The 13,932-nt window shown below is 63.4% G+C and carries 11 protein-coding genes and 1 tRNA gene; 8 read left to right on the forward strand and 4 right to left on the reverse strand.

The window, feature by feature from the left end:
- Positions 1-383: 383 nt before the first annotated feature.
- Positions 384-1,907: a diguanylate cyclase gene (locus tag J5474_RS16240; RefSeq protein ID WP_209361976.1), complete on the reverse strand. Its 1,524-nt coding sequence runs from the start codon at positions 1,905-1,907 to the stop codon at positions 384-386.
- A gap of 114 nt (positions 1,908-2,021) precedes the next feature.
- Between J5474_RS16240 and J5474_RS16245 the strand changes: the two genes are divergently transcribed.
- The 7 genes from J5474_RS16245 to J5474_RS16275 all read left to right on the forward strand — a co-directional run bounded on the left by J5474_RS16245 (position 2,022) and on the right by J5474_RS16275 (position 8,770).
- On the forward strand, positions 2,022-2,306 hold the full coding sequence (locus J5474_RS16245) for a DUF3572 domain-containing protein (protein ID WP_209362118.1): 285 nt from the start codon (positions 2,022-2,024) through the stop codon (positions 2,304-2,306).
- Positions 2,306-3,007 carry an HAD family hydrolase gene (locus tag J5474_RS16250; RefSeq protein ID WP_209362120.1) on the forward strand — a complete coding sequence of 234 codons (702 nt, stop codon included), beginning with the start codon at positions 2,306-2,308 and terminating at the stop codon, positions 3,005-3,007. The genes J5474_RS16245 and J5474_RS16250 overlap by 1 nt, the downstream gene beginning before the upstream one ends.
- Before the next feature lie 126 nt (positions 3,008-3,133).
- Positions 3,134-4,735, forward strand: a complete 1,602-nt coding sequence (locus tag J5474_RS16255; RefSeq protein WP_209361977.1) for a trimethylamine methyltransferase family protein — start codon at positions 3,134-3,136, stop codon at positions 4,733-4,735.
- A gap of 88 nt (positions 4,736-4,823) precedes the next feature.
- The gene (locus J5474_RS16260) at positions 4,824-5,405 is read left to right on the forward strand and encodes a heme NO-binding domain-containing protein (RefSeq protein ID WP_209361978.1); all 582 of its coding nucleotides are present in this window, start codon (positions 4,824-4,826) and stop codon (positions 5,403-5,405) included.
- A complete protein-coding gene (locus J5474_RS16265) occupies positions 5,402-6,397 on the forward strand; it encodes a GGDEF domain-containing protein (RefSeq protein ID WP_209361979.1) in 996 nt (331 codons plus the stop codon). Before J5474_RS16260 ends, J5474_RS16265 begins: the two co-directional genes overlap by 4 nt.
- A gap of 61 nt (positions 6,398-6,458) precedes the next feature.
- Positions 6,459-6,533 (forward strand) — tRNA-Gln (locus J5474_RS16270).
- A gap of 161 nt (positions 6,534-6,694) precedes the next feature.
- A complete protein-coding gene (locus J5474_RS16275) occupies positions 6,695-8,770 on the forward strand; it encodes a site-specific integrase (RefSeq protein ID WP_245216516.1) in 2,076 nt (691 codons plus the stop codon).
- A gap of 46 nt (positions 8,771-8,816) precedes the next feature.
- On the opposite strand, the gene J5474_RS16280 is transcribed toward J5474_RS16275, so the two are convergent.
- The 3 genes from J5474_RS16280 to J5474_RS16290 form a co-directional block, all read right to left on the reverse strand.
- Entirely contained in the window at positions 8,817-9,239 is a 423-nt protein-coding gene (locus J5474_RS16280; RefSeq protein ID WP_209361981.1) for a hypothetical protein, read from the reverse strand.
- A gap of 143 nt (positions 9,240-9,382) precedes the next feature.
- On the reverse strand, positions 9,383-11,359 hold the full coding sequence (locus J5474_RS16285; protein ID WP_209361984.1) for a hypothetical protein: 1,977 nt from the start codon (positions 11,357-11,359) through the stop codon (positions 9,383-9,385).
- Positions 11,360-12,111: 752 nt separating this feature from the next.
- Positions 12,112-13,326 carry a MobA/MobL family protein gene (locus tag J5474_RS16290; RefSeq protein ID WP_209362122.1) on the reverse strand — a complete coding sequence of 405 codons (1,215 nt, stop codon included), beginning with the start codon at positions 13,324-13,326 and terminating at the stop codon, positions 12,112-12,114.
- 193 nt (positions 13,327-13,519) lie between these two features.
- Here J5474_RS16290 and J5474_RS16295 point away from each other — a divergent pair, with 193 nt between their 5' ends.
- Positions 13,520-13,819 carry a hypothetical protein gene (locus tag J5474_RS16295; RefSeq protein ID WP_209361986.1) on the forward strand — a complete coding sequence of 100 codons (300 nt, stop codon included), beginning with the start codon at positions 13,520-13,522 and terminating at the stop codon, positions 13,817-13,819.
- Positions 13,820-13,932 lie beyond the last annotated feature (113 nt).

Here is a 13,932-nt window from a genome sequence, read left to right on the forward strand (position 1 = left end):
GTCTGCGGTGCGCGGGCCAAGGGGGGTCAGCTTTGCCGTTGGTTGCAGCGCCCCCGGATGGGACGACGCATCGAGTCGGGCATTCGAAACACCATCCTGACGCCGCCACGGTTCGACAGGGAGCAGGGGGCCGCCTGGCTGATATTTGCAGCACCCCCATGCGCCGCCGGTGTCAGCGGCGCGTCATTCACTCGTTCGACCCGACATTGCCAAGGTTTGAAAGGTGGCAGGGGGCGCCGCCCCCGAACTATACCTATGGGTCCATCCCCGGAGGTATTCTGAAAACAGGGAAGTCGGGGACGGTGTGCCCTGAAGGCCGCGCGGCTGGCTGTGTTTTCCGGGCATGGCCGCTGCGTTGTTTCGCGGAACTGCTGTGCGGGCTGTCACGGGCGGGAGAGGCCCCAGGGCGGCATGGTGGCGCCGTCGGTGCCGGTGTCGCGCTGCGCCAGAGGATCCAGAGGCGGAAGGCGTGGGTTGGGTTTCGGCGCAGGGGGCAGGGGGCCGCGTGTTGCCGCCAGCGGCAGGGCGCGCAGGGTGTCGGCCATGACGACCGCATTGCGGCCCTTGTTCTTGGCCGCGTAAAGCGCCGAGTCCGCGCGCGACACGAGGTCGGCGGGCTTGTCATGGGCGGCGGGCATGCCGATGGCCACACCGATCGAAAGCGTCACGGTGATGCGGCGGTTGCCCGACAGGGTGACGGGGTGTTTCGCCATCATGGCGCAGAGCCGTTCCGCCATGCGCTGCGCCTTGCGGCGGTCGGTGTCCGGCATGGCGATGAGGAATTCCTCGCCGCCCCAACGGGCGATCAGGTCGGCGGCGCGCAGGCTGTCGCGCAGGCGATGCGACAGGGCGACCAGCACCGCATCCCCCGCCGCGTGGCCGAAATCGTCGTTCACCTGCTTGAAGTGGTCGAGATCCGCCAGAAGCAAAGCATAGGGGCGGCGCAGGGCATCGGCTTGATCGGCCAGGCGCGAAATGTGCGGGAGCGCGTAGCGCCGGTTGTAGAGCCCGGTGAGCGGGTCGATGACCGCCGCGCGCAGACCGTCGCGCATATTCGCGCGCAGCCGGTCGCCGAGCCGCTTGGCCGTGATCTGTTTCTTCAGGCGGATGACCAGTTCGTCGACGTCCGGCCCGGTGGTCATCAGGTCGTTGGCCCCGAGGTCGAGGGCGGAGGCGGCTTCCTTCCGCTGGTGCGGGCGGGCGATGTAGATCAGCATCGACTGTCGGGTCGTCCGGTTGGCGCGCAGTTGCGGCAGAAGCGAAAGCCCGAGTCCGGCGATGCCGGGGGATTCGATCACCACCACCACGTCGGGCGGGTGGCCGGTGTCGCGCGGCGCGTCCTCAGCATCGACCAACTCGATATGGTCGTCGGTGCGCGCCCGGAGGCGGTTGACCAGGCCGCGCACCTCCGGTTGAGGGCCGGGCGAGACCACGCGCACACGGCCGGGCATGGCGAATTCGGCGGAATGTTCCGCGAGCCCGAGCGCGCGCCGGGTGTCGTCGCGCAGGCGCAGTTCGGCCTCCGCATCGCGGGCGCGCAGCAGCGAACGCAGCCGCGCCAGCATGACCACGTCGTCGATGGGTTTGGTCAGCACGTCCTCGGCCCCCGCCGCCAGCGAAGCCAGCCGTTCGCCAGGCTCGTCGACGTCATGCATGACGACAACGGGGATGGCCGGGCCGGGGCCGGACATCGATTTCTGTCGAATGGCGGCGCAAAGCGCCCGGCCGGACATGTCCGGCAGATCGGCGGCTGTCAGCACGAGATCCGGCTGCGCCTTGCGCAGCATGGCAAGCGCCGCCTGCCCGGACGTCGCCTGCACGACGTCGTAGTAGGCGGCAGAGAGCTTGACCCGCAATATGATACGGTTCGTTGGCACCGCATCGACCACCAGAATCCGGCTTGCCATTTGAGTGTGTCTTCCCCTGGACCTTCCCCTGAGCAGGGGGATCCTTTTGAACTTCCGATTGGGCTCAGGTTTGCTATCAGATGGTTAAGAAACCCTTTCGACGGGATGGGCACGATGGGATATACGCGGGAAGCTGCCGGGATGGTCGGGTTGCAGGCAGTGGCCTGGCTGGCGGGCAACGACGAATTGTTGCCGGTCTTCATGGGCGCAAGTGGCGCATCCGAGACGGATTTCCGCCAAGGGTTGCAAGACCCGGGCTTTCAAACTTCCGTACTGGATTTTCTGATGATGGATGACGCTTGGGTCATCGCTTTTTGCGATTCGGTCGGACTGGATTATCCGAAGCTGGCGGAGGTGCGCATGGTGCTCGCCGGCGGCGGGGAGGTGCACTGGACATGATGCGACCCCATCCGCAGGCGATCCTGTTCGACAAGGACGGCACGCTGTTCGATTTCGGCGCGACGTGGAACGTCTTTGCCGCCCGGCTTCTGGGGCGCCTGTCGGCGGGCAACGTGGCGCTGGCGCAGGCGGCGGCGGATGTGTTGCGCTACGATCTGGCCGATGGGGTTTTCCTGCCCGACAGCCCGGCCATCGCCGGGACAAACCGGGAGGTCGCGGAGCTTCTTGCACTGGTGATCCCTCGCGCGGTGGAGGCGCTGGAGGCGATCATCATCGACGAGGCCGCCCGCGCGCCGCTGGTCGAGACCGTGCCCCTGGGGCCGCTGATGGACACGCTGCTGCTGCGCGGGCTCAGGCTGGGGGTGATGACCAACGACACGTTCGATGTGGCAGAGGCGCACCTCACGGGTGTGGGGGTGCGGCAGCGGTTCGATTTTGTCGCGGGGGCCGACAGCGGGTTCGGGGCGAAGCCCGCGCCGGAACCCTTGCTGGCCTTTGCGAAGGCGGTGGGCGTGGTGCCGGAGCGGGTGATCATGGTGGGCGACAGCACGCACGACCTCTTGGCAGGCGCGGCGGCGGGAATGCGCTGCGTCGGCGTGCTCACCGGCATGGCGGGTCCGGAGGTGCTGGGCCCCCACGCGGAGGTGGTGCTGGAGGACATCGGCGCGCTGCCACACTGGCTCGACACGTTGAAACACTGAGCGCCGCTGACGCCCATCGCCGCGCTTTCGCGGCGGCGGGACCGAAAGCGACCGATCATGTCGTCTTTGCGCAGGCGGGGCAGGGGATTGTCGCGCTCTCATAGGCTCATTCCACGGGAGAGAGCCATGTCGGACGCATCAGATATCCCCCCCGAAACCACAGCAGTGCAGCCCGCGCCCCGCCGTGTCCGGGGGCGCCACGGCGGCCGGCTGGGCAACACGCGGCGCGGCGGTGCCACGATCGAGCAGATGCCATGGCGCATCCCGGTGAACCACGACCGCCCGACAGAGCCGCTGCCGCCGGACTCGGTGGCGCGGATGCACGACGTGACGATGCGCATTCTGGAGGACGTGGGGATCGAGTTCCTGCACCCGCAAGCGCTTGAGATCCTGCGCCGGACGGGCGGCTGCACGGTGACCGGAGAGAACGTCCGCATGGGGCGCGATTTCGTGATGGAGATGGTGGGGCGGGCGCCGGCCTCCTTTACGATCACGCCGCGCAACACTGACCGGACGTTGCCCATCGGCGGGAATTTCCTGCTGTTCGGCAATGTCTCCTCGCCGCCGAACTACTGGGACATGGAACTGGGCCGGAAGGTGTCCGGAACACGGGAGCAATGCCGCAACCTGTTGAAGCTGACGCAGTATTTCAATTGCATCCATTTCGCGGGCGGCTACCCGGTGGAGCCGGTGGACATCCATGCCAGCGTGCGTCACCTCGACGTGCTGCACGACAAGCTGACGCTTTGCGACAAGGTGGTGCACGCCTATTCGCTGGGCGCGGAGCGCGTCGAGGACGTGATGGAGATGGTGCGCATCGCGGGAGGGCTGACACATGCGCAGTTCGAGGCGACGCCGCGGATGTATACCAACATCAACTCCACCTCGCCGCTGAAGCATGACTGGCCGATGCTGGACGGCTGGATGCGGCTGGCACGCCGGGGGCAGGCTCTGGTGGTGACGCCCTTCACGCTTGCGGGGGCGATGGCCCCGGTGACCATGGCGGGCGCGGTGGCGCAGTCACTTGCCGAAGCACTGGCGGCGGTGGTTCTGGCGCAGGTGGTCCGCCCCGGCGCGCCTTGCGTGATCGGCACGTTCACGTCGAACGTCGACATGAAGACGGGCGCACCGGCCTTTGGCACCCCGGAATACATGCGCGCGACGCAGATGACCGGACAGATGGCCCGGTTCTACGGTCTGCCGATGCGGTCTTCGGGCGTGTGTGCGGCGAATGTGCCGGACGGCCAGGCGATGTGGGAGACGGAGCATTCGCTCTGGGCGGCGGTGCAATCGGGCACGAACATGGTCTACCATGCGGCGGGCTGGCTGGAGGGCGGGCTGATCGCCTCGCCGGAGAAGTTCATCATGGATTGCGAGGTCCTGCAGCAGATCCAGCGCTACATGGAGCCGGAGATCTGGGATTGCTCGGACGACGCACTGGCGCTGGAGGCGATCCGGGAGGTGGGGCCGCAGGGCCATTTCTTTGGCTGCCAGCACACGCAGGATCGCTACGAGACGGCATTCTACCAGCCGTTCCTGTCGGACTGGAAGAACTACGAGGCATGGCAGGTGGCGGGCGCGGCGTGGACGCCGGAGCGCGCCCACGCGGTTTTCCATCGTATTCTCGCGGAGTTCGAGCCGCCGCCGATGGAGGTGGCCGTGGCCGAGGAACTGGCTGATTTCGTCGCCCGGAGAAAGGCCGAAGGGGGCGCGCCGACGGATTTCTGAGCCGTTTGCCGACACGCCTATTATGCCGGTGTTAAGCCCCTTGGGGTCATATGGTCCCGTAATAGCCCCGTATACGGAGCGTCACGGCATGCACGGTCTGATTCTCAGAACCTTTCAGGTGTTTGTCCTGGATACATACGGCGACACCGCCTGGGACGCGATCATTTCGCGGGCCGATCTGCCGGTGCCTGCGTTCGAAGCGATGCTGACCTACCCCGTCGAAATCTACGAGGGGCTGATCGGCGCGGCAGAGCAGGCATTGGACAAGCCGCGCGACGTCTTTCTGGAGGATGTCGGCACCTACCTCGTATCGCATCCCCACAGCGAGGGGTTGAGGCGACTGCTGCGCTTCGGCGGGGTGGATTACATCGATTTCCTGCATTCGCTGGACGACCTGCCGGACCGTGCGCGGCTGGCGGTGGGGGATCTCTTTCTGCCGGATCTCGAATTGCACGAAGTGGGCCCTGGTTCCTTCCACCTGGAAGTGGGGGAGGGGCTCAGCGGCTTTGCCAGCGTGATGATCGGGGTGTTGCGGGCCATGGCCGACGATTACGGCGCATTGGTGCTGCTGGATGCGGAACCCGGCGCGCGACTTGTGGACATCACGCTGATCGAAACCGCCTATGCGGAGGGCCGTGAATTCGACCTCGCGGCGCGGGGCCAGTCATGATGCTGCCCAGCGAAAGCCTGAACGCGATCTGCCCGCTGCACGCGGTGCTCGATGCGAGGGGACGGATATTGCAGGCGGGGCCGACGCTGCAGAAACTCGGCGGTCCGGCGCTGGAGGGAAGGCCTTTCCTCAGCGCCTGCGAGGTCTACCGCCCGCGTGCAATCGGCGGCATGGCGGCGCTTCTGCAGACCCGCGGGCGCAAGTTGCACCTGCGATTGCGCAACGAATCACGAACCCCGCTAAAAGGGATGGTGGTCCCCACGGGTGATGGCGGTGCCGTGGTGAATCTCAGTTTTGGCATAGCGCTGATGGACACCGTACGGGACTTCAGTCTGACCAGCACGGACTTCGCCACCACCGACCCCGCGATCGAGATGCTCTGGCTGATGGAGGCGCAGTCGGCCGCGATGGATCTGTCGCGCAACCTGAACCTCCGGCTGCAGGGCGCGATGACGGAGGCGGAGGAGCGCGCCTTTACCGACGCGCTGACCGGCCTGCGCAACCGGCGCGCGCTGGACGCGGTGATGGAGCGGATCGTACGACAGAAACAGCCCTATTCGCTGATGCATCTCGATCTGGATCTTTTCAAGCAAGTCAACGACACGCTTGGCCATGCGGCGGGGGACGAGGTGCTGCGGCAGGTCGCCCGGGTCATGTTGGAAGAAACGCGCCACGAGGACACGGTTTCCCGCGTGGGGGGCGACGAGTTCGTGGTGGTCTGCACAGGGTTCATTCGCGCCCCGCGCCTGGCGGCGCTGGCACGCCGCTTGATTCGCCGCATCGAGGAGCCAGTGCCCTGGGAAGGAACACTGGCGCGCATCTCCGCCAGCATCGGAATCGTGATATCGGTCGACGGTCGACTGGACCCGGCCACCGCCCACGAACGCGCGGACGCGGCACTTTATGACGCAAAACGGGCAGGTCGCGCACAGTTCACCTTTGCTCCCGGGTCAGCGGGCGCCGCCCGTTTGGCCATGACAGAAAAGAAATGAATTTTTCCGCTCGCGGGGGGTTGCGCCCTCCCGGCGGTCCCATTAGAGAACGCGCCACGGTTGGGGTGTAGCCAAGTGGTAAGGCAACGGTTTTTGGTACCGCGTACCGTAGGTTCGAATCCTACCACCCCAGCCAACTTTCCAAGCGAAGCCAAGAAAAACAGGCCCTCCGGGCCTGATTTTGTGCGGCATGTGTCACACTCCGCAAAAACTGTGACACATAGTGTGACACACGGCATCCGCCGGACGAGCTACGCCCCTACCCGAAAGCGCCCGCATTCCGCCGGACCTTACCTGATGCGCAGGGGGAGGATCTTCTACTTCCGGAAACGCCTGCCGCGCACCGGGTCAAACCGGGAACCAAACCTTTTTCTGTGTCTCTCACTTCGCACCGACCTCCCGCTCGACGCCGTGAAACGCGCAGCCGCGCTGCTCACGGTCTACGAGCAAGAGGAAGACAAGATCGTGGACGCACTGAACTCCGGCACCCTGACCGCCACCGACATCAAGATCATTTTGACCGAGATGATGCGCACAAGGCTCGCGCAGTTTCTCGATCTGCAAAGCGCGCCTGTGGCCCAGACGGACGCCGAGATCGAAACGCGGATCGAGGAGCTGGAAGCAGAGAACAAATCCCTGCGGCGCGCCGCCAGGCGAGCAGATTGGGGCAACGTGCGCGAGCTGATCGCTGTTGCAGCGCGATCAATGGGGCTTGAGATGCCGGCAGAGATCGATGGGGACCTCGGTCGCAGCGCTCTCTCGATGCGGAAGCGCCTCAACGAGGTCGAAATCCAAATCGTCGATGGAGAAGATGTCCGCCGGAGCGCACGGCCGCTGCTGGATGAGCATGGTATCGATGACTTCGACCGCTTCATCGCTGCCCCCGTCGGGGTAGACGCCGCGTTCGCGGAAGTCGACAGACGATACCCCTCCAAGGAGATGAAGCGGATTACCGCGGCCTTGAAAGTCGCTTACGTGGAGTTCTTTCGAAATACTCCTCCCCACGCGATCGGCCAAAGCCGCCAGGAAGAATTTCTCAAATGGGTAGCCCGGTTCCCGAAGAACCACGGGAAGAAGCACGGCAAGAACGCATGGACCAACAAGAAAGAGGTGAATGGGGAAGGCCCCCAGGGTAAGACCATCTCGAAGACCGAAGAGATTGCGGCCGCCGACGCACATGATTACCTTGCGATGGAAGAGATCCGCGCCATGGAAGATATCTCCCTGGCCGAGAAACGAGCGAGGCTGGCAGAACAACTGCAGCCCCGCATCACCACCAATACCCTCCGCAAATATCGCGATAGCCTCAGCCGTCTGTTCAGGGTCGCTCGCGCCCTTGGCAGCGCTGTCCCGCAAGTGATTTCCTACGAGGAGCTGGACCGGCTGGTGCAATCTCTTGCAACCGACGATGAGCTGTATGTGAGGGTCACGAAGCCCAAAATCCGGCTCCCTTGGAGCAAGGAGCGCCTTGCCGCCTTCCTTACCAGTCCACTTTTCACTGGAAGCGCTTCGGAACATCGCCGCTGGAAAAGTGGGCGGATCGTGGTGCGCGACGCAAGCTACTGGGTCCCGCTCCTGGTGCTGACTTTGGGCTCGCGCATCACGGAGATCCTGCACCTGAAGAAGTCCGATGTCGTTCGTCGAGATGGCGAGCTCTGCCTGACACTCAACTGGGGCCCAGAGGCACCCGGCAAGACCACAAGCGCTCGCCGGATCCTCCCGCTTCCCAGGCTTCTTCTGGAACTTGGCTTCGCAGGATGGTTCCAAAACCTGCCTGAGGAGCAGATGATGCTGTTCCCAGAGGCGCTGGCTCGAAGCAAGAAGGGCGACGTGGTCTCGGCTTTTGGCAAGCACCTCCGCGGCATTTTGGGCCACCTCGGTCTGGCGGACTACGAGGAGGACTTCTACGCCTCCCGCAAGACCCTCTCGAGCATGCTGGACCAGGCTGGCATCCAGGAAGGTCGACGGCAGGCGATCGCCGGGCATGCCGGAGGCACGGTTCTTAATTGCCACTATACCGCCCACGAGGTCGAACAACTCAAGTCGGCACTCGACGAGGCCGATTTCCAACTCGAAATCCGCCATAATCCCAAACTGGGTTTCCCAGTGATCCGAAAATGCAATCTTGGGAAAAGGACCCAGCGGGACGTGGAAGTCACGCTGGCAGCCGATGGCCAAGCTGCTACGGTCGCAGTTCTTGACAAAGACGATCCTCATCCGGTGTTCGAATACGCCCTCGATGATAAAAACGACACCATGGCGCGCGGGGAAGCAGCGCGAGCTTTGGTGTCGATTGCAAAGGATTGCGCTCTCCGGATGCCCCGCAATTCTGAAAAACGTAAAGCGCTCGAACACCTGATGGCTTACGCTTAACCTCCAAATAACGTGGTAGGGCCGCGAGCCGGCCCTACCCAACTCATTATTGCAGCGCGATCGTCAATTGCTCAGCTTCTTGGAGTCTCACGACATCAGAGAGGCGATCTGCGAGGTTCCTCAGGGAGGAGCGCAGCCAGATAAGTGCGTCCCCCTGCCTTGTAATGGCGGACTCTTCATGCCCGCCTGACATGTCGCATTCATCGTGGACGAACCATGTTTGGGTCTCGCCCAGGATCGCCGGCTCCAGGCTCTCTGCGAGGTCCCTCAGGGCATGGATCTCGTCGCGAGAGAAGCTCTCCACAGAAAGTTCGCCGCGATTTAGGTCGCCGCCTCGTTCGAACCGTTCTTCGTTCAGAAGACCAACTCGCTCCGCGTTTGCAAAGGCTGCTTCCAAAGCCTCAGCGGCGGTCAGTGCGTCATAGATCGCCCGTGTGATCGGATCGTGCAGTGTGCATGCATCAGTCATCTTGATATCCCCCATGCACGGGGTTTCGGGGCGGGCTTCCCTCGATATTCATCAGCGAAAGCGCCTCCGCGAGAGTTTTCGCCAGCATCTCGATCTCGGTGGCAAAGGGCGCTACTGGATCGCAGATCTTCCGGCAATCTTCGTCAACCGAAGCGACGTCTCGTGTCTCCGAGGACGAGAGCAGTTCCAGAAGGGCCCCGGCTTCGCGAAGCGTGCTTCGATCCAGCGGGTGCCCCGCGCGCAGAAACTCCAGTAAATCTTGAGCTCGGTTCAACCAGCGGCGTCCGCCCAGCATGAGGGCCGCATTCTGAAGAGCTTCGCTGTCTTCTTCTGCAAAGTGGCGCGGCAGTAAGGCTGTCTTTGGAGTATCGAACATGATGTTCTCCAAGCAGTGCCCTCAGCAGGATGCCTCGGGTGACAAGATCGACCGTCTCTCCTTTCTCTTTCGCAACTCGCGCAGCCTCATGGCTCCCCAGTGGCCTGCAAGCGGCTTGCTGTCCCGCTGCCCTCACCGAAAGGGCCGCGGGACAGCAAGCCGACTTCGCGCCACCCGGGAATGAACACTCCAGCTTGTCCAAGTTCCTCTCTGCAACTACCGCCTCGACAAGGTCGTCCGCCTCTTCGTTACCTTCTGCGCTCGGATCGCGAACCTCTCCTCGCTCGCGCTCTTGTTCCGATCTTGCCGTTTCCGCAGTTCGTTCGCTGTTCGTTGTGCTTCCGTGGCCATGAGGCGGGGTATCAGGCGCCATGATCTGCTCTGACCCGGGGGCCTGGATCTGGCTACGCCCCTGTAGCGGACACGGACCTGTCCACGCGGCCACTGAGCCGGAAGCGGGAACCTGTCCAGCCTGCTTCAGCTGGTAATACTTGCTCCTGCTGATGCCGAGAGTTTCCCAGGGCTTGATGCGGGAGGCACTGTTTTCGTCGAGATACTCCTGTCGGCTCATCGCGCCCATCGTCGCCCGGCGCTGCCGTTCGGCGGCTGTCTTGCGGCGCCGTTTTTCTACCCCAGGAACAATTTGATTGAGATTGAGCTCGCGGGCCATCTGTGGCGGAACGTCGAGCTTCTCCGCGAGTGTCGCGCCTGAATAGTAGTATCTGCCCTCCTGTCCCGGGGCACCCGAGGAGGGAGCGCGTTGGGTTTTGTCGGCGGCTTGCTTCGCAATTGCAGCCACCTCCTGCGGTTCCAGACCGGGAGTGGCGATGGCCGCCATTGCCCGCACCTCCCCCTCGATGTCGCCGACGTCCCGCATGTGGGTCAAGCAGGTGGCGAAAAGGTGCAGCCACGTATTCCGGAAGCCCTCTTGGATGCGACCGCCATGAGCGATCCTGATCGCCTCGAGGTCTTCGACGACAAGCTTGAACCGCCGGGCCTGCGTGAGCCCCTTCGGCATCTCGGCTGGGGGCGATAGCTTTCTTGTGACAAACTTCTTCCGTTCGTCCAACTGGGCCCGGGTCGGCCTCCCCGCTGCGGTGAAGACGCGATCAGCCAAATCATCGAACCTTTGCCGATCACCGGAGCCGCCGCTCACCCTGACCGGCTTTCCCGCCTTCTCATTGATGGTTTCGGGAATCCGGAACACTCGGGAGCTATCTTTGCAGCCTTTGTCCACTCCAAACGAGATTGATATCTCGATCAGCGCATTCATGGCGGCCTGCCATCGAGGGCGCGCTGCCGCGGGAAGCTCCTGGATCAGCCAGATGGCCGCGAGGCCGCGTCCGGACTGTAGAAAGACCGAAGGTTGGGGAACGCCCGAGACCAGGAGCATCCCGGCATAGGCTGCCTGCACCTCCTCGGCGCTCTTGCCCCGCCACCGATCCGTAGTGAAGTAGTCCAGGTCGACATAAAGAGCGTTGAACGCCGCGAGGAACCTCGCCCGGCGGCCGAACCAGAAACGATTGAGCGTCAGAAAGCTCGTGTGATCAAGAAGTGTCGGGATCTGCGTCAAAAGCGTATCGCGATCGAGCGATCGGGTCTCGACACAGTCCTTTTCGAGCTTGATGAAGACCGACGCACGTCCCCGCCCGCCTTCAGGGTGAAGAAGGCTGAAATATTCCTCGGCAGAAATGTCCGAGATGCGGTCACGCGGGGCGAATTCACTGGGGGATACATGTTCCATCCCACGGAATTGCGCCCGGCGCGCCGATCAGAGAAAAATTTGGCAGAAATTTTAGCCATGGCTGGAAGCAGGCTGACGCTTGGCCTATCCGGGTAGACCGATAGGTGGCCGGACATACTTTCTGAAATTACTTTCAAACTTACCGACTTACCGACCAAACATTCAGACCAACAAACCTACTTACTTGCCTACATACCGTCTGACCAAACTGACCGGCCCTCAAAAAAAGTTGGCAAGTTTGTTTCCGAGATTTCGAGCTTGGACCCAACTCCCTCCTGCATTCGACAGCCACAGGAGAGAAACGATGCGCAAACCCATTCATACCGACGATGAAATCATCCAGATCGGAGAAGCCCTCAGGGCAAAACTTAGCCGGGACATCACGGCCACCGACATCCACAAGGCACTCGGCGGGAAGGGAAAGTTCTCCCGGGTCCGCGATCTGTGGAACGCCCACGAGGAAGCCCGGGAAGAGGAGCAGGAGGCCGACCTGCCTCTCCCAGAGGAGTGCCATGACCGGATCTCGGAGGCAGTCGTCTCTCTGCAGCGGTCGATGGAGGCTCTCGTGCGGGGCGTGGTCGTCCGCATGACCGAACAGAGCGTGCGGCAGTCGGCGATCCGGGATCGCGACTTCGCCCTGCTTGAGGCGGAGCACTCCAAACAGGTCCAGTCCCTGGAAGCTGAGGTCGCCTACCTGACTGAATGCCTCGATGAGCTCGAAGTCCAAGCCGAGGGCGAATGTGAGGCCACGGTCACCGAGAGCGCGGACCTCGGACCCGAACGCGCTTCACCTCAAGAACCGGCTCCGGCCGCGGCGGCCCTTGCGGCGGCTCGTAAGTCTCCAAATCGACCTCTGAAGAAAACTCCCCCGAGTCCTCGGAAGCCGGCTCGTCAGTCTCCTGCAAAGCCCAAGAAATCGCCTGGGCAAGCGGCGACCCCGTCTTGAGGCTTTCGAACTGGCTCGCCTGCGATATGGCAGCCTCCGCTTCCTGCGCGGATTGAACATTCTGAAGCCGGTGCCGTTCAGCATCGGCTTCTTTCTTGCGGGCGGCCTCGCGATCCCGCGCGATCGCTTCGGCCGCCTCCCGGGACTTCTCACGCTCCAGCGCCCGCAGCACCAACCAAGACTGCCATGTCGCCTCGTTATGAGCCTGGATCGCCCTGCGCCGCCGCCCCGCCCGGCTGGTGTCCTCGCCCTCCTCGCGCAACCGCCGTGACCGGGCGGCGCGGCGGGCCCCGAGATGGTCCTGGGAAATCAAGCCCTCCGGCGCGTCGCCTTCCGCTGCCATGGTCTTGTAGGACCGCAGATCGATCCGTGCGTTCGAACCGATGCGCTGCAAGGCGGCATTGGTCCTCCTCTCCCACTCCTGCCGGACCCGCAGGATCTCCTGGGGCCCGGTCTTGCGATCATCCAGAGATCTCGTCTTGGCCCCGAAGGCGCCGCTACTGGGGCAAACCTTCCGGGTCGTCATCAGAATGTGCGCGTGGAAGTTCCGGTTTGTCCGGGCGGGGTCAAAGAGCGCCTCGAGGTAGTCCTCCTGCACCAGCTCGAGCTTCCCCGCCTGATGCAGGCGTTCCTCGGCCCCAGCGAGGAACCTCGGCGCATGGATGTCAGCCTGGATGGCGACGCCATATTCATCCCGAAGCCAGAGGCTAAATCCACGAACCAGCCTCACCTGCTCGGCCAGCGGTAGCTCGGCCGGCAGGCTGGGGCGCAGTTCCCGGACCACGCGCGCGTTGCCGCGGGCCTCGGCCCTCTCCGCGCCATTCCAGAGCGCGGCGGCGTCCCCGTCCCAGTTGATGAGTTCGTGAGACAACAGACCGCCCAACTTGCCAGCCCGAAACCGCCGTCCGGTGCGCTCGTCCCGCCAGGATGTTCGGGCGCAATAGGCTGAGGATTTGACGGCGCTCCGGCCGTCGGCACGGGAGTGGATCACGACTTCAAGTCGGCTTGCAGGATGTATCATGCCCCGGATGTCGGGCCCGAAGCCGAAATCCGCTCCTTCAGCCCCGCCGGCGAGGCGCGCAGGCAAACTTCAGTTTGCGTAACTGCGCGCTTGCCTTCGGCAGACGGGGCCGAAGGGCGGCGATCACATTGTGGGAGCGGATCCCGCTGGAGGGACACATCTCCTTCTCGAAAAGAGCTAAGGGATGCCTCCGATGAACGATCTCGATACCCGAATTCAAGAGGCGCAAGCCCGATTGAATGACCTGAAAGCAATCGCTCGCAAACAGGCGCGCCAGGATGAAACACGCCGCAAGATTATCTACGGCGCAGCGGCCCTGGGAATTGTCTCGCAATGGCGCAAGACTGAAGGCAAATCCGACGACCAACAGGCTGAGGACTCCGGCCGAGCCGATCGCATGATGGCGGCCTTGCACCAGCACGTCACCCGACAGAGTGATAGGAAATTCCTCGGATTGCCTGACATTGCATCGAGTCCAAAGAGCACTGAATGAAGGCGGTGCTGGAGCGAATATTTCGGCCGCTGGCCCGGTATCTTTGGAAAGAATAAACCCGTTTATCCACCAAAGAAAGCAGTGGCATAAGCTCTCAGCCGTTTTGTCCTGAA

Source organism: Sagittula salina (assembly GCF_017813235.1).
GTDB classification, from domain to species: Bacteria; Pseudomonadota; Alphaproteobacteria; order Rhodobacterales; family Rhodobacteraceae; genus Sagittula; species Sagittula salina.